The sequence below is a fragment of the Massilia endophytica genome (assembly GCF_021165955.1).
Lineage (GTDB): Bacteria > Pseudomonadota > Gammaproteobacteria > Burkholderiales > Burkholderiaceae_D > Rugamonas > Rugamonas endophytica.
The window spans coordinates 2125026-2143902 of sequence record NZ_CP088952.1; the positions used below are offsets into that span (position 1 = coordinate 2125026).

Consider the following 18877-nt stretch of genomic DNA (forward strand, 5'->3'; position numbering starts at 1 on the left):
TTGCGCACGATCCTTGCAAAAAGCAAGCAACTGCCTTCGCGCGTACTTGACCATTATCCATACAATATTGCGGAAATTTAGCGTCACTCTCTGACAGTTTTGTGACAACTCCGCCCATACAATACGCGCACCAAAGCCACACCACGAACTGGCTTTGCCTAGCACTGGACGTCTTCGCGCCGCCACCACCATCGCGGTGCGAGGGGCGATGTCATTACCGCGGGTCTTACAGGGCCTGCTGTGTCAGAAAGAAAGGTTGATCATGCTGTACACCTTCTCGCATCAATACGGTTCGTGGCGTATCTCGAACCGCTCCGCACTCACTCCAGCTGCGCCCACGCGCTCCGCAAGATCCCCCGATCACCCCTCGCCCTGACGCCTCACTCCAGCGCCGCACCGGCGCCTCAGCACTGAACGCATTTCCGGACATTGGCGCCTGCCGCGGCTCGCGCCTGGCCGCTGCATTTCCTTTGCCTTGCGGGGCAGACCTGAACAGGAAGAACATCCATGACTTCGCGCACCTTTGCCCATCAGCTGAACTACTGGACCCGCCAGCTGGACGGCGTTCCGCCCCTGTCGCTGGCGACCGACCGCCCGCGTCCCGCCGCGCTGCGGGGCGCCCAGGCCAGCCATACGTTCAGCGTGCCTGCGCAGGACTACGCTGCCTTCCTGGCCGCAACCGGCGGCGCGGAAGAGGCGGCGGCAAGCCTCGCCGCGGCATATGCGCTGCTGCTGTCGCGCTTCGCAGGAAGCGATGATGTCGCCTTCGGCGTGCCGCATGAAGGCGATGTGCTCGTGCTGCGTGCGGAACCGGGCGCGGCGCACAGGTTCTCCGCGCTGGCGACTCAGCTGCGCGGCGCCTGGGCCGTGGCGCGCGAACACGCCATGCCCGCCGCGGCTCTGGCCGATGCGCTCTGTCCCGAAAAGAGCACCGCCTTCCATCCCCTGTACCAGTCGCTGTTCTGCCTGAATGTGGAAGGCGCTTTCGAAGGCCTGGATGTGAGCATGGCCCTGCGCGAATCGCATGGCGGCCTCGAAGGGAAGCTGTACTACGCGGAAGAGCTGTTCGACGCCGCGACGCTGGCGAGGCTTGCGGACAGCTTCTGCGAACTGCTGCGCAGCATCGCGAGCGCGCCCGCCGGTTCGCCGCTCGACACGCTCTCCATGCTGACCGCCGCCGACGCGGCCTTGCAGGCGCAATGGAACGACAATGCCAGCCCTTATCCCGACTGCTGCATTCATGATCTCTTCGAGGCGCAGGCGGCCGCCACACCCCTGGCCATCGCCGTGCGCTGCGGCGATACCGCGTGGACCTACGATGAGCTGAACCGCCGTGCCAACCGCATCGCACACAGCCTGCTGGCGCGCGGCCTGCGCCCCGACGGTTTGGTCGGGGTCTGCATGGAGCGCAGCGCCCTCATGGTGGCCGGCCTGCTCGGCATCCTGAAGGCGGGCGGCGCCTACGTTGCCCTCGATCCGAGCTATCCGCCCGCGCGCCTGCAGGGCATTCTGGAAGACAGCGCCGTGGCCACCGTGCTCACCGGCGCCGCGCTGCCGTCCGCCCTGCAACTGCCACCGCAGCTCGCGCTTTACCTGGACCGCGGCGAAGACTTCGCGGTCTTCAGCGACGCCAATCCTTCGCGCGACAGTACCGGTGTGACGCCGGAGCACCTGGCCTACCTGATCTACACCTCCGGCTCGACCGGCCTGCCCAAGGGCGTGGCCATCCGCCACCGCAACACCGTCGCCATGCTGCAATGGGCCCGCGACAGCTTCAGCGGCGCAGAGCTGCGCAGCGTGCTGGCCAGCACCTCGCTCAACTTCGACCTCTCCGTCTTCGAACTCTTCGTGCCCCTGAGCTTCGGACACTGCTGCGTGGTCGTGCCCGACGCGCTGGCCCTGCTCGACCAGCAGCCTGACGTAAGCCTGATCAACACCGTGCCATCGGCCATCAAGGTGCTGCTCGAACGCGATGCCATTCCCGCATCGGCCGTTGCCATCAACCTCGCTGGCGAGCCTTTGGCCGCAAGGCTGGTCAACGGCCTGCTGGCCCAGAATCCGCTGCGTCCCGTCTACAACCTGTACGGGCCGTCCGAGGACACCACCTACTCGACCTGGGCACGCTTCGACAGCCCGCTCGATACCGTGCCTGATATCGGGCGCGGCATCTCCAACACCCGCCTCTACGTGCTCTCCGGCAGCGGCTGCATGCTGCCCGTGGGTGCAGTGGGCGAGCTGTATATCGGCGGCGCGGGCGTTGCGCGCGGCTACCTGAACCGCCCCGAGCTCACCGCTGAACGCTTCCTCGACGATCCCTTCTGCGGCGCTCCGGGCAAGCGCATGTACCGCACCGGCGACATCGTGCGCTGGCTCCCGGGCGGCCGCATGGCCTTCCTCGGCCGCGCCGACCACCAGGTCAAGATCCGCGGCTTCCGCATCGAACTGGGCGAGATCGAGAACCTCCTGGCCAGCCATCCCTCCGTGCGCGAAGCGCTGGTGATGGCCCGCGAAGACCAGCCGGGCGACAAGCGCCTGGCAGCCTACGTGACGGGCCATGGCGGCGAGGCGCCCGATGCCGCGGCGCTCACGGCGCACCTGAAGGCCGCGCTGCCGGACTACATGGTGCCGTCGGCCTTCGTGATCCTTGAGGCCTTCCCGCTCACCCCGAACGGCAAGATGGACCGCAAGGCCCTGCCTGCGCCGGACTATCTCGCGGCCGCCGCCGAATACATCGCTCCGCGCACGCCCACCGAAACCGTGCTGGCCGACGCTGTGGCCGAGGTGCTGGGCCTGGAGCGCGCAGGCATGGCGCACAGCTTCTTCGAACTGGGCGGCCACTCGCTGCTGGCGACCCAGCTGATCTCCCGCCTGCGCAACAAGCTGTCCGTGGAGCTGAGCCTGGCGCAGTTGTTCGCCACGCCTATCCTGGGCGATCTGGCGGCCGCCATCGGCAAGCTCTCCGGCGGCGCCGTCCATGAACCTATTCCCGCCGCTCCGCGCGGCCAGCAACTCCCCGCATCCTTCGCGCAGGAGCGCCTGTGGTTCCTGGACCAGCTGGAAGGCAGCGCGCACGCGGCGAACTACCTGATTCCGATGGCGCTGCGCCTGAATGGCACGCTGGACGCGAACTGCCTGCGGCGCGCGCTGCAGGCCATTGTGGACCGCCATGAAAGCCTGCGTACCGCCATCGTCAGCCATGAGGGCCGGCCCGTTCAGCACATCGTGGCGAAGGCGATGCTGCCGTGGCAGGAGGCCGATTTGCGCGGGAGGCCGGAGCAGAACCTGCGCGAACATCTGATCGCCCATGCTGGCGAGGCATTCCACCTGAACCACGCCCCACTGGTGCGCGCTGCCCTCTTCCGCACTGCGGACGATGAGCACATGCTGTCGGTGGCCATGCATCACATCGCAAGCGATGGCTGGTCCCTCTCCGTGCTTGCAAAGGAGCTCGGCGCGCTCTATGAAGCCTTCGCTGCCGGGCGGCCGGATCCGCTTAGCGCTCTCGCTGTCCAGTACGTGGATTACGCGCTGTGGCAGCGCGAACCGCAGCAGGGCGAAATGCTCCAACGCCAGCTGGATTACTGGGCAGGCCAGCTTGAAGGCTTGCCTCCTCTCCTCACGCTGCCCACGGACCATCCCCGTCCCCCCGTGCGCAGCTACCGTGGCGGCTACCATTGCTTCACACTGCCCGCCTGCCTGACGGCGGACCTCAAGGAACTGGGGCAGCGCCACGGCGCCACGCTCTTCATGACGCTCTCCGCCGCTTTTTCCCTCCTGCTGTCGCGCCACAGCGGCCAGGATGACATCGCCTTCGGTACGCCGATCGCGAACCGCAACCGCCACGAGCTCGAAGACCTGATCGGCTTCTTCGCCAACACCCTCGTGATCCGCAGCGACCTGTCGCGCGCAACGACCTTCAGCGAACTGCTCGAACAGTCCAAACAGACCTGCCTTGCCGCCTACGATAACCAGGACCTGCCCTTCGAGCAGCTGGTGAGCGCCCTCAATCCCGAGCGCAGCACGGCCTACAGCCCGCTGTTCCAGGTCATGCTGGTGCTGCAGAATGCCGAAGCCGCGCTGCCCCGCATGCCCGGCCTGGAAGCGGACATGCAGAATGTGGGGGCTTGGCTTGGCAGCGCCAAATTCGACCTCACCCTTACGCTGGAAGAGCGCGAAGGCGCGCTGGACGCCTTCTTCAACTTCAGCACCGATCTCTTCGAAGCGTCCACCATCGGCCTGATGGCGGAGCGCTTCACCACGCTGCTGGCGGATATCGTGCGCCAGCCTTCCGCGCCACTCTCCCGCCTGCGCATGCTGCCGGATGCCGAGCGTGCGCTGATCGACAGCTTCAACCGCCATACATCGGTTTCCGCAGACGCGGAATGCATGCACCATATGTTCGAACGCCAGGCCGACCTGGCGCCGGACAGCATCGCCGTGAGCGACGACACGCAAAGCCTCAGCTACGCTGCGCTGGACAGCGCCGCCAACCGCATCGCCCATGCGCTGATCGCCTCGGGCATCGAACCTGGCATGCTCGTCGGCATCCGCGCCCGCCGCAGCGTGCAGGTGGCGGCGGCCATGCTTGGAGTGCTGAAGGCGGGCGCCGCCTATCTGCCGCTGGACCCTTCGATTCCGGAAGAACGCCTGCGCTTCATCCTGGGCGATGCCGATGCCAGGATGCTGGTCACCGAAAGCGCCCTGCTCGATGGCCCGTCGCCTTCCGCCGTCCTGCTGCTGGACGGCGCGGAGCTCGCGAACTATCCGTCCACCCGCCCGTCCGTCGGTACCGATCCAACCGCGCTGGCCTACGTAATCTACACCTCCGGCTCCACCGGCCTGCCGAAGGGGGTGATGATCGAGCACCGCCATGTGGCGCGCCTCTTTGGCGCCACCCGCCACTGGTTCGGCTTCGACGCCAGCGACGTGTGGTCGGTCTTCCACGCTTTCGCTTTCGACTTCTCCGTGTGGGAACTGTGGGGCGCGCTGCTGCACGGAGGCCGCGCCGTCATCGTTCCTTACGAGACCAGCCGCTCGCCATCGGCGTTCCTTGAACTGCTGGAGCGCGAGCAGGTGACGATGCTGAGCCAGACGCCATCCGCCTTCGGCCAGCTGCTCAATGCAATGCAGGAGGCGCCCCAGCATGGGCTTGGCACCCTGCGCCATGTCGTCTTCGGCGGCGAGGCGCTGGACATGCGCAGCCTGGCGCCATGGTTCGCGCGTTTCGGACAGCAGGACGAGCGCCTCGTCAACATGTACGGCATCACCGAGACCACCGTGCACGTGAGCTACCGCCGCCTGCGCCACAGCGACCTGGCGGCAGGGGCCAGCGTGATCGGCGTGGCGATCCCCGACCTTCAGCTGCACCTGCTCGACGAAACCGGCCAGCCCGTGCCGGTCGGCGTGACGGGCGAGATCCATGTAGGCGGTGCTGGTGTCGGCCGCGGCTACCTGAACCGCCCCGAGCTGACGGCCGAGCGCTTCATTCCCGATCCTTATGCAGCCACGCCTGGCGCGCGCCTGTACTGCAGCGGCGACCTGGCACGCTGGACACGGCACGGTGAGCTGGAATACCTGGGCCGCAAGGACTTCCAGGTCAAGATCCGTGGCTTCCGTATCGAACTGGGCGAAATCGAAAACCGCCTGGCGGCCCTGCCGTCCGTGCGCGGCGCCCTCGTGATGGCGCGCGAGGACCAGCCGGGCGACAAGCGCCTGGTTGCCTACGTCGCAGGCGATGCCGAGGCATCAGAGCTGCGCGCCCGCCTCAAGGAAACCCTGCCCGAGTACATGGTACCCTCCGCCATCGTGGTGATGGAGAGCTTCCCCCTGACGGGCAACGGAAAGATCGACCGCAAGGCGCTCCCGGCGCCAGAAATGCAGGCGGCGGAAGGCGACTACCTCGCTCCCCGTACTGCGACGGAAGCCGCGCTCGCGGAAGCCGTCATGGACGTGCTCCGCATTCCGCGCGCGGGAATGAACCACAGCTTCTTCGAACTGGGCGGCCACTCGCTGCTGGCAACCCAGCTGGTGTCGCGCCTGCGCAGCGCCCTCGGCGTGGAGCTCGGGCTTGCCCAGCTGTTCGCGACACCGGTGCTGGGCGAACTGGCTGCCGCCATCGACGCGAAAGACAGCGGCAACGGGCAGTCCGCAATTGCCTGCGTTCCCCGCAGCGGCCCGCTGCCGGCCTCCTTTGCCCAGGAACGGCTCTGGTTCATCGACCAGCTGGAAGGTGGGGCCAGCGCCGCCAGCTACCTGATTCCCATGGCGCTACGCCTGCGCGGCCGCCTGGACGTGCAGGCCCTGCACCGCGCCCTGCAGGCCATCGTGGACCGCCATGAGAGCCTGCGCACTGCCATCACGGGCATCGACGGGCACGCGATGCAGGAGATCGCACCCGAGCAGGCCATCCCGCTGCCGCTGGCGGACCTGGGCATGCTCCCGTCCGGCGAGCGCGAAGCGGCGCTCCAGCGCAAGCTGCTGGCCGAAGCGCTGGAAGGCTTCGACCTGGGGCAGGCGCCGCTCCTGCGCACCGTCCTGTTCCGGCTCGCGCCGGAAGAGCACGTGCTGGCCATCACCATGCACCACATCGTCAGCGACGGCTGGTCGATTGCTGTGCTTACCGAGGAGCTGAACGCGCTGTACGCCGCCTTTGTGGGAGGCCGCGCCAATCCCCTGCCGCCCCTGCCCATTCAGTATGCCGACTACGCCGCCTGGCAACGCAGCGCCGAACAGGGCACCGTGCTGGAACGCCAGCTCGATTACTGGACCGGCCAGCTGGCCGGCCTGCCGCCGCTGCTGGCACTGCCCACGGACCGTCCGCGTCCGCCGGTACGCAGCCATCAGGGCGCCTACTACAGCTTCACGCTGCCCGCCACGCTCACCGCAAAGCTCAACGCCCTCGGGCAGCGCCACGGCGCGACCCTGTTCATGACACTGTCTGCCGCGTTCTCGCTGCTGCTGGCCCGCCACAGCGGCCAGGACGACGTAGCCTTCGGCACGCCCATCGCGAACCGCAACCGCCACGAGGTGGAGAAGCTGATCGGCTTCTTTGCCAACACCCTCGTCATCCGCAGCACGCTGCCACAGGGCGTAAGCTTCGCCGAGCTGCTGGAACGCATGCGCCGCACCTGTCTTGCGGCCTACGAGAACCAGGACCTGCCTTTCGAGCAGCTGGTGAGCGCGCTCAACCCCGAACGCAGCACCGCCTACAGCCCATTGTTCCAGGTGATGTTCAGCCTTCACAACAATTCGGCGGCGGAAGTCAGCCTGCCAGCCCTTACGGAAGAAGCGCTTGGCACCGTTGCGCCCTATACCGCCGTGAAGTTCGACCTCGAACTGGGCATGACCGAGAAGGACGGCGGCCTGTTCGCCGAAGTAATGTACAACGTGGCGCTGTTCGACGGCAACACCATCGAGCGCATGATGGAGCGCCTGTCGGTGCTGCTGCACGATATCGTGGAACGCCCGGATATCCCCGCCCAGACCCTGGCCATGACCTCCGCCGCGGAGTGGAGCCTGATGCTGGAGCACTTCAACTCCACGACCGTGGCCTTCCCGGAACACGGCTGTGTGCACGAAATGGTGGAAGCCCAGGCGCGCCGCACACCGCATGCCATTGCCGCGCAGATCGGTAGCGCCACCCTGAGCTACGGGGAATTGGACCGCCAGGCCAACCGCCTCGCACACTGCCTGCAGGCGCAGGGCGTGGGGCCCGACGTTCTCGTTGGCCTGTGCGCGGAGCGCAGCCTGGAGATGATCGTCGGCATGCTGGCAGTGCTGAAAGCAGGCGGCGCCTACGTGCCCGTGGACCCTGCCTATCCTGCGGAGCGCATCGCCTACATGATCGATCATGCGCGCGCTCCCGTGCTGCTGGCACAGCGCCATCTTCTGCCAGTGCTGCCTGCGACCGGCGCCACCGTATTGCCGCTCGGCCTGGGCGAATCGCTGCAGGAGTGGCCGGACACCCCTCCCGCCTGCGCGGCCGACCGCAGCAATCTCGCCTATGTCATCTACACCTCCGGTTCGACAGGCCTGCCCAAGGGAGTGATGATCGAGCATGCGGCCCTGATGAACCTTCTGCTGTGGAAGCAGGACACTTACCGCTTCACGTCCGAAGACCGCGTTCTTCAGAAGACCTCCTTCGCCTTCGATGGCTCGGTGTGGGAGTTCTGGACGCCGCTGCTGTGCGGCGCACGCATCGTCTTCGCGCAGCCCGGCGAGCATCTCGACCCGGCAGGGCTGGTGCGCACCATGCGCGAACAGGGTATTACCGCAGCCAAATTCGTTCCCTCGCTGCTCGCACTCGTGTGCGAAGAAGCGGGTTTCGCCGAATGCCAGTCCCTGCGCCACTTGTTCTGCGGGGGCGAAGCCCTGCCGTCGCAGCTGGTACAGCGCTGCCACGCCCTGCTGCCGCAGCTCCGCGTGCACAATCTCTACGGCCCTACCGAATGCACGGTCGACGCCACGGCATGGACCTGCCAGCCCGGCCATGAGAGCGAGACCGTGGTGCTCGGGCCGCCCATCGCCAACACGCGCATCTACATCCTCGACCCGGAAGGCGCTCCTGCGCCGCTCGGCGTGGCTGGTGAACTGCACATCGGCGGCGTTCAGGTGGCACGCGGCTACCTGCACCGTCCGGAACTCACAGCCGAGAAGTTCGTGGCCGATCCCTTCATCGGGGTTCCCGGCGCCCGCATGTACCGCACCGGCGACCTGGCGCGCTGGCTCCCTGACGGAAATGTGGAGTTCCTCGGCCGCATGGACCATCAGGTCAAACTGCGCGGCTTCCGTATCGAACTTGGCGAGATCGAAAACTGCCTGGCCAGCCATCCCTCCGTGCGCGAAGTGCTGGTGATGGCGCGGGAGGACCGCCTGGTGGCCTATGTGACCGGCGACGTGGACGGCGCCATTCTGAAGGCCCATTTGCAGGCCACCCTGCCCGACTATATGATTCCTTCCGCCTTCGTGGTGCTTGACGCCTTCCCGCTCTCGCCAAACGGCAAGGCGGACCGCAAGGCCCTACCAGCGCCGGACATGCAGCCCGGCGCCGCCCAGTACATCGCCCCGCGCACGCTGACAGAGCAGGTGGTGGCCGATACCGTTGCCGCAGTGCTGAAATGCGGACAGCCGGGCATGGGCGACAGCTTCTTCGACCTGGGCGGCCATTCGCTGCTGGCGACGCAGCTGGTTTCACGCCTGCGTCGCAGCCTGGGCGCCGAGTTGAACCTGGCGCAACTGTTCGCAACCCCTGTGCTGGGCGACCTGGCCCGCGCCATCGATGCGTCCCAAGGTGGCGAAGCACTGGCGCCGATTCCGCCAGCCCCAAGAGACCAGCTCCTGCCCGCGTCCTTCGCCCAGGAGCGCCTGTGGTTCCTCGACCAGCTGGAAGGCGGAACGAGCGCGAACTACCTCATTCCGATGGCGGTACGCCTGTGCGGCGAACTGAATGTGCCTGCCCTGCAGCGCGCCATGCAGGCCATCGTCAACCGCCACGAGGCGCTGCGCACGGCGGTGACGGGGAGCGATGGCTGCGCCGTGCAGGAGATTGCCGGCGAAGTGCAGTTCGAACTTCCCCTTCACGATCTTGGCGCGCTTCCGGATGGCGAACGCGCTTCGATCCTGAGCGGCATCCTGCGCGAGCAGGCATCCTTACCTATCGACCTGCGCAAGGCCCCGCTGATGCGTGGCTGCCTGCTGCGCATCGCGGCGGACGAGCACGTGCTGTCGCTCACCCTCCACCATATCGTTGGCGATGGCTGGTCCATGGACCTCCTGCGTGCCGAGCTGTCCGCGCTGTATTCCGCATTTGCGGTCGGCAGCGCTGATCCCCTCCCGCCTCTGCCGATCCAGTATGCAGACTATGCTGCCTGGCAGCGCGGGCCCGGCCACGCGGGAATGCTCGCCAGCCAGCTGGAATACTGGTCGGGCAAGCTGGCCGGCCTTCCGGCCCTGCTTGCACTGCCAACCGACCGCCCACGGCCCGCCGTGCAGCGCTACGAGTGCGCGGGCCTCAGTTTCCATGTCCCGGCGGATGTGGCGGCCGGACTGAAAGCGCTCAGCCAGCGTAACGGAACGACCCTGTTCATGACCCTGTCCGCCGCCTTCTCCCTGCTGCTCGGGCGCTACAGTGGCCAGACCGACATCGCCTTTGGCACGCCAATCGCCAACCGCAGCCGCCAGGAACTGGAGCAGCTGATCGGCTTCTTCGTCAACACGCTGGTCATCCGCACCGATCTCGATGCGACATCCACCGTGGGCGAATTGCTGGCGCAAACACGCCGCACCTGCCTTGAAGCTTACGGCAACCAGGACCTGCCCTTCGAGCAGCTGGTGAGCGCCATCAATCCCGAGCGCAGCACTTCCTACACGCCGCTGTTCCAGGTTCTCTTCGTGTTGCAGAACATGAGGGAAGGAAGCCTTGCGCTGCCGGGGCTGGAAATTCAGCCCTGCGATACGGAAGGCCTGGCTGAAGTCGCGAAGTTTGACCTGAGCCTGGCGATGGAGGAAGGCCCCGCTGCCTTGAGCGGACGCTTCGTCTACAGCACAAGCCTGTTCGACACGGCCACGATCGAACGCCTTACGGACAGTTTCGGGGAGTTGCTGCGCAGCCTCGCCGGCGCTCAGGCGGGTACGCGCCTGGACGACCTGTCCATGCTCACCTCCGCCGATGCCGCCTTGCAGGCCCGCTGGAACGACACAGCCGCTTCCTACCCCGACTGCTGCATTCCCGAGCTCATTGAAGCGCAGGTCCGCCGCACGCCGGACGCCATCGCCGCCCAGATCGGCGAGGCCACGCTGAGCTACGCGGAACTCAACCTCCAGGCCAACCGCCTTGCCCACCACCTGCAGGCGCGCGGCGTCGGCCCGGACGTACTGGTTGCCGTCTGCGCGGAACGCAGCCTGGAGATGATCGTCGCCCTGCTGGCCGTCCTCAAGGCCGGTGGCGCCTACGTGCCGATCGACCCGGCCTATCCCGCCGAGCGCATCGCCTTCCTGCTCGCCGATACGCGCGCCGTGCTTCTCCTGACACAGCAGGCGTTGCTCCCCGCCCTGCCAGCCCCGCCCTGCCCGGCCCTGTGCCTGGATACCGATGCGGCCGCGTGGGCCGATGCGTCTGGCCACGATCCTGCCCCTGCCGCAGGTCCGTCCAACCTCGCCTACGTGATCTATACGTCCGGCTCCACCGGAACGCCCAAGGGCGTCATGGTCGAACACCGCTCCCTGCGCAACTTCCTGCTCTGGAAGCAGGACTACCTGCAGCTCGAGGCGGACGACCGGATCCTGCAGAAGACTGCCTTCGCCTTCGACGGCGGTCTCTGGGAATTCTGGAGCCCACTGCTGTGCGGCGCGCGCCTCGTGTTCGCCCGCCCGGGCGGCCATGCAGATCCGGCCTATCTGGTGGAGGCCATCGCCGAGCACCAGATCACCACCGTCAAGTTCATTCCGACCATGCTGGCCCTGATCTGCGAGGAACCCGGCCTGGCGCGCTGCACGTCCCTGCGCCATGTCATTTGCGGCGGCGAAGCGCTCTCCGAGGAAGTGGCGCGCAGCTTCTTCCGGCGTATGCCCCATCTGCCGCTGCACAATCTGTTCGGCCCCACTGAAACGACCATCGACGTCACCGCCTGGACGGCGCGTGCGGACGATGCGCCCGGCCGCATCCCCATCGGCCGCCCGATAGCCAATACGCGCGCCTATGTGCTGGACCGGCAAGGCGGCCTGGCTCCCGTGGGCGTGCCGGGCGAGCTGTATATCGGCGGCATCCAGGTCGCGCGCGGCTACCTGAACCAGCCGGCGCTGACGGACGAGAAGTTCCTGCCCGATCCCTTCGATTCCACGCCGGGCGCGCGCATGTACCGCACGGGCGACCTGGCGCGCTGGCTGCCTGACGGCGCCATCGACTACATGGGCCGCAGCGACTTCCAGGTCAAGATCCGCGGTTTCCGCATCGAACTGGGTGAGATCGAAAGCCGCCTGGCGAGCCATCCATCCGTGCGCGAAGCGCTGGTGATGGCGCGTGAAGACCAGCCGGGCGTGCAGCGCCTGGTAGCCTACGTCACCGTCCGCGCTGGCGAGGCGCCGGACGCCGCCCTCCTGCGCGCCCACCTGCAGGAAACCCTGCCGGAATACATGGTCCCCTCGGCCTTCATGGTGCTCGACGTCTTCCCGCTCACCCCGAACGGCAAGATCGACCGCAAGGCCCTGCCAATGCCGGACTATCTCGCCACCGCAGCCGAATACATCGCGCCGCGTACCTCCACCGAAGCCGTGCTCGCAGACACCGTTGCCGATGTGCTGGGCCTGGAGCATCCAAGCATGGCGCAGAGTTTCTTCGAGCTTGGGGGCCATTCGCTGCTTGCAACCCGCCTCGTTTCGCGCCTGCGCCGCAGCCTGGACGTGGAGCTGAGCCTTGCGCAGATTTTCGCGACGCCGATCCTGAGCGAGCTGGCAGCAGCCATCGACGGGCTATCCGGTGGCACGGGCCATGACCCGATTCCGGCCGCGCCGCGCGGCCAGCCGCTGCCCGCTTCCTTCGCCCAGGAGCGCCTCTGGTTCCTCGACCAGTTCGAACGCGCTTCGGGCGGCGACGCCGCAGGCAGCTACCTGATCCCCATGGCGCTGCGCCTGCAGGGACAGCTCAATGCGGCCTGCCTGCACGCCGCCCTGCAGGCGGTCGTAGACCGCCACGAAAGCCTGCGCACTGCCATCGTCAGCATCGAAGGCCAGGCCATGCAGGACATCGCGCCCGCCTGCACCCTGCAGCTTCCCCTCACGGACCTGAGCGGCCTGCCGCCCGCCGAACGCCGCGCCGCCCTGCAGCGCCACCTGCTGGCCGAAGCGGGCGACGGCTTCGACCTGCGCACCAGCCCCCTGCTGCGAGCAAGCCTGCTGCGCCTGGCCGATGACGACCACGTGCTGGCCATCACCACGCACCACATCGTCAGCGACGGCTGGTCGATGGGCGTGCTCACCGCCGAACTGAATGCGCTCTACGCCGCCTTCCTCGAAGGCCGCGCCGATCCCCTGCCGCCGCTTCCGGTGCAGTATGCCGACTACGCTGTGTGGCAGCGCGGCGCAGCGCAGAGCGCAGCCCTCGAACGCCAGCTCGCCTACTGGAGCAAACAGCTCGACGGCCTGCCGCCGCTGCTCATGCTGCCGACGGACCGTCCGCGTCCACCTGTGCGCACGCATGCTGGCGCCTATCACAGCATCACGCTGCCTTCCGCCCTGGCCGAACGCCTGCATGCACTGGGCCAACGCCACGGCGCCACGCTGTTCATGACGCTGTCCGCTGCGTTCTCGCTCCTGCTGTCGCGCCACAGCGGGCAGGACGACATCGCCTTCGGCACACCGATTGCGAACCGCAGCCGCCAGGAGCTCGAAGGCCTGATCGGCTTCTTCGCCAATACCCTGGTGATCCGCAGCGACCTGTCGCGCGCATCGACCTTCAGCGAACTGCTCGAACAGTCCAAACAGACCTGCCTTGCCGCCTACGACAACCAGGACCTGCCTTTCGAGCAGCTGGTGAGCGCCCTTAATCCCGAACGCAGCACGGCTTACAGCCCGCTGTTCCAGGTGATGTTCGTCCTGCAGAACAATGCCGCCAGCGAGTTCGCGCTGCCCGGCCTGAAGGTCAGCCGCGCCGAGTCCGAGGCTGCCGAAGCCGTGGCCAAGTTCGACCTGACGCTCTCGATGGCCGAGGGAGAAGACGGCCTGCACGCCCGCTTCAACTACAACATCGGCCTGTTCGACGCTGCCACCATCGAGCGCATGGCCCAGCGCTTCGCGCTGCTGCTCGATACGCTGGCCAGCGAGCCGGAACGCCCGCTTGCTTCCATCGGCATGTTGAACGAGGCTGAACGCGTCCAGCTTCTGGAACAGTTCGGCCGGGGCCCTGCGGCGGCGGTTGCGGATTGCCTGCACCGCCAGTTCGAGCAGCAGGCGCTGCGTCGCCCGGACGCGCTGGCCCTGCAGGCAGGCGCCGAATCCCTCAGCTACGACGGCCTCAATCGCCGCGCCAACCAGCTCGCGCACTATCTGCGGGAGCTGGGCGCGGCGCCGGGTGTCCTGGTCGGCATCCACGCCGAACGCAGCATCGACATGGTCATTGCCGTGCTGGCCGTGCTCAAGGCGGGCGCCGCCTACGTGCCGCTCGATCCCGCCCACCCGGCGGACCGCATTGCCGCCATCCTCGACGATGCGAACGCGCCATTGGTACTGGCCCAGCAGCCGCTGGCCGCAGCCACGGGCGCGCGCATCGTCGCGCTGGACCGCCACGATGCCTGGTCTTCGCAGCCGGACAGCAATCCTGACTGCGGCGTCACCGGCGCCGACCTGGCTTATGCCATCTACACCTCCGGTTCCACCGGCAAGCCGAAGGGAGTGCTGAACCACCACCTCGGCCTGGCCAATGTCACGGCTTCGCTGAACGCGGCCTACGGCATCGGTCAGCACAGCCGCCTGCTGCAGTTCATGGCCTTCGGCTTCGACGTCTGCGTGTCCGAGATCGCCATGGCCCTGAGCAGCGGCGCCAGCCTGCATATCGAGCCGCGCGAAACACTGATGGGCGAGGCGCTGCCCGCCACGCTGGCGCAGCACCGCATCACCCACCTGTGCATTCCGTCCTCCGTGCTGCCGTCGATCCCGCTGGATGCGGACCTGGGCCAGCTTGCCATCATCACCGGCGGCGACGTGCTGCCTGCAACGCTGGCGCGCCACTGGGCTGCGCGCTGCCGCCTGTTCAACTCCTACGGCCCGACCGAAACGACCATCTGCGCCACCGTCTTCGACTGCGCCCAGCCCTTCGAAGGCTCGGTGCCCATCGGCCGTCCGCTGGCCAACGTGCAGCTCTACATTCTCGATGCGGGCGGCAATCCCGTTCCGCAAGGCGTGGTGGGCGAACTGCATATCGGCGGTATCCAGGTATCGCGCGGCTACCTGAACCGCCCGGAGATGACGGCCGAGAAGTTCGTGGCCGATCCCTTCAGCGAGCCCGAAGCGCTCATGTACCGCACCGGCGACCTGGCGCGCTGGCTGCCGGATGGAAACGTGGAGTTCATCGGCCGCGCCGACTTCCAGGTCAAGGTGCGCGGCTTCCGCATCGAACTGGGCGAGATCGAAAGCCGCCTGGCGGCTCACCCGGCCGTGCGCGAGGTGCTCGTCATGGTGCGCGAGGACCTGCCGGGCGACAAGCGCATCGTCGCCTACGTGGCGGGTGAAGTGCTGGCTGGCGAACTGCGGGCCACGCTCAAGGCTTCCCTACCTGACTACATGGTGCCTTCCGCCTTTGTGATGCTCGACGCCTTCCCGCTCACGCCGAACGGCAAGGTGGACCGCAAGGCGCTGCCAGCGCCGGAGTACCAGGGCGACGGCTCGCGCTACGTGGCGCCGCAAACGGCCGCCGAACACGCGCTGGCCGATGCCGTGATCGCCGTACTGAAGGTCGAACGCGCGGGCATGGCGCACAGTTTCTTCGACCTGGGCGGCCACTCTCTGCTCGCGACCCAGCTGGTTTCCCGCCTGCGGAGCAGGCTTGGTGTCGAGATCAGCCTGGCCCAGGTCTTCGCCACGCCTGTTCTGGGCGAACTGGCTGCCGCCATCGGCAAACTGTCCGGCGGTACTTCCCATGACCCGATTCCGGCCGCGCCGCGCGGCCAGCCGCTGCCCGCTTCCTTCGCCCAGGAGCGCCTCTGGTTCCTCGACCAGTTCGAACGCGCTTCGGGCGGCGACGCCGCAGGCAGCTACCTGATCCCCATGGCGCTGCGCCTGCAGGGACAGCTCAATGCGGCCTGCCTGCACGCCGCCCTGCAGGCGGTCGTAGACCGCCACGAAAGCCTGCGCACTGCCATCGTCAGCATCGAAGGCCAGGCCATGCAGGACATCGCGCCCGCCTGCACCCTGCAGCTTCCCCTCACGGACCTGAGCGGCCTGCCGCCCGCCGAACGCCGCGCCGCCCTGCAGCGCCACCTGCTGGCCGAAGCGGGCGACGGCTTCGACCTGCGCACCAGCCCCCTGCTGCGAGCAAGCCTGCTGCGCCTGGCCGATGACGACCACGTGCTGGCCATCACCACGCACCACATCGTCAGCGACGGCTGGTCGATGGGCGTGCTCACCGCCGAACTGAATGCGCTCTACGCCGCCTTCCTCGAAGGCCGCGCCGATCCCCTGCCGCCGCTTCCGGTGCAGTATGCCGACTACGCTGTGTGGCAGCGCGGCGCAGCGCAGAGCGCAGCCCTCGAACGCCAGCTCGCCTACTGGAGCAAACAGCTCGACGGCCTGCCGCCGCTGCTCATGCTGCCGACGGACCGTCCGCGTCCACCTGTGCGCACGCATGCTGGCGCCTATCACAGCATCACGCTGCCTTCCGCCCTGGCCGAACGCCTGCATGCACTGGGCCAACGCCACGGCGCCACGCTGTTCATGACGCTGTCCGCTGCGTTCTCGCTCCTGCTGTCGCGCCACAGCGGGCAGGACGACATCGCCTTCGGCACACCGATTGCGAACCGCAGCCGCCAGGAGCTCGAAGGCCTGATCGGCTTCTTCGCCAATACCCTGGTGATCCGCAGCGACCTGTCGCGCGCATCGACCTTCAGCGAACTGCTCGAACAGTCCAAACAGACCTGCCTTGCCGCCTACGACAACCAGGACCTGCCTTTCGAGCAGCTGGTGAGCGCCCTTAATCCCGAACGCAGCACGGCTTACAGCCCGCTGTTCCAGGTGATGTTCGTCCTGCAGAACAATGCCGCCAGCGAGTTCGCGCTGCCCGGCCTGAAGGTCAGCCGCGCCGAGTCCGAGGCTGCCGAAGCCGTGGCCAAGTTCGACCTGACGCTCTCGATGGCCGAGGGAGAAGACGGCCTGCACGCCCGCTTCAACTACAACATCGGCCTGTTCGACGCTGCCACCATCGAGCGCATGGCCCAGCGCTTCGCGCTGCTGCTCGATACGCTGGCCAGCGAGCCGGAACGCCCGCTTGCTTCCATCGGCATGTTGAACGAGGCTGAACGCGTCCAGCTTCTGGAACAGTTCGGCCGGGGCCCTGCGGCGGCGGTTGCGGATTGCCTGCACCGCCAGTTCGAGCAGCAGGCGCTGCGTCGCCCGGACGCGCTGGCCCTGCAGGCAGGCGCCGAATCCCTCAGCTACGACGGCCTCAATCGCCGCGCCAACCAGCTCGCGCACTATCTGCGGGAGCTGGGCGCGGCGCCGGGTGTCCTGGTCGGCATCCACGCCGAACGCAGCATCGACATGGTCATTGCCGTGCTGGCCGTGCTCAAGGCGGGCGCCGCCTACGTGCCGCTCGATCCCGCCCACCCGGCGGACCGCATTGCCGCCATCCTCGACGATGCGAACGCGCCATTGGTACTGGCCCAGCAGCCGCTGGCCGCAGCCACGCGCGCGCGCATCGTCGCGCTGGACCGCCACGATGCCTGGTCTTCGCAGCCGGACAGCAATCCCGACTGCGGCGTCACCGGCGCCGACCTGGCTTATGCCATCTACACCTCCGGTTCCACCGGCAAGCCGAAGGGAGTGCTGAACCACCACCTCGGCCTGGCCAATGTCACGGCTTCGCTGAACGCGGCCTACGGCATCGGTCAGCACAGCCGCCTGCTGCAGTTCATGGCCTTCGGCTTCGACGTCTGCGTGTCCGAGATCGCCATGGCCCTGAGCAGCGGCGCCAGCCTGCATATCGAGCCGCGCGAAACGCTGATGGGCGAGGCGCTGCCCGCCACGCTGGCGCAGCACCGCATCACCCACCTGTGCATTCCGTCCTCCGTGCTGCCGTCGATCCCGCTGGATGCGGACCTGGGCCAGCTTGCCATCATCACCGGCGGCGACGTGCTGCCTGCAACGCTGGCGCGCCACTGGGCCGCACGCTGCCGCCTGTTCAACTCCTACGGCCCGACCGAAACGACCATCTGCGCCACCGTCTTCGACTGCGCCCAGCCCTTCGAAGGCTCCGTGCCCATCGGCCGTCCGCTGGCCAACGTGCAGCTCTACATTCTCGACGCGGGCGGCAATCCCGTTCCGCAAGGCGTGGTGGGCGAACTGCATATCGGCGGTATCCAGGTATCGCGCGGCTACCTGAACCGCCCGGAGATGACGGCCGAGAAGTTCGTGGCCGATCCCTTCAGCGAGCCCGAAGCGCTCATGTACCGCACCGGCGACCTGGCACGCTGGCTGCCGGATGGGAATGTGGAGTTCATCGGCCGAGCCGACTTCCAGGTCAAGGTGCGCGGCTTCCGCATTGAGCTGGGCGAGATCGAAAGCCGCCTGGCGGCTCACCCGGCCGTGCGCGAGGTGCTCGTCATGGTGCGCGAGGACCTGCCGGGAGACAAGCGCATCGTCGCCTACGTGGCGGGTGAAGTGCTGGCTGGCGAACTGCGGGCCACGCTCAAGGCTTCCCTGCCGGACTACATGGTGCCTTCCGCCTTCGTCATGCTCGACGCCTTCCCGCTCACGCCGAACGGCAAGGTGGACCGCAAGGCCCTGCCAGCGCCGGAGTACCAGGGCAGCGGCTCGCGCTATGTCGCGCCGTCCACGCCTACGGAAACCAGGCTGGCAAGTACCGTTGCCACGCTCCTCGGCGTGCAGCAGGTCGGCATGGAGGACAGCTTCTTCGACCTGGGCGGACACTCGCTGCTGGCGACGCAGCTGCTGTCGCGCATCCGCCAGACCTTCGCCGTGGAACTGGGGCTGGGACAGATCTTCGCCGCACCGGCCATCGGCGAGCTTGCAGCGCAGATCGACCGCCGCATCGCCGCCACCCAGCAAACTGCCGCGCGCAGCATGGCCGACATCCAGCAGCAGGTCGCGGGGATGACGAAGGAGCAGATTCTCGAAATGCTGAAGAAAAAGCGCGGCAGCGCATCTCACTAAGAAT

1 protein-coding gene is annotated in these 18877 nt (G+C 67.5%); it reads left to right on the forward strand.

The features are described 5' to 3' along the window. Nucleotides 1–507 precede the first annotated feature (507 nt). A complete protein-coding gene (locus LSQ66_RS09585) occupies nucleotides 508–18873 on the forward strand; it encodes a non-ribosomal peptide synthetase (RefSeq protein ID WP_231769552.1) in 18366 nt (6121 codons plus the stop codon). Nucleotides 18874–18877: the final 4 nt, after the last annotated feature.

What these genes read in the sequence shown, in the direction of transcription:
- LSQ66_RS09585 (WP_231769552.1), top strand. Translation starts at nt 508, where the DNA reads ATGACTTCGCGCACCTTTGCCCATCAGCTGAACTACTGGACCCGCCAG.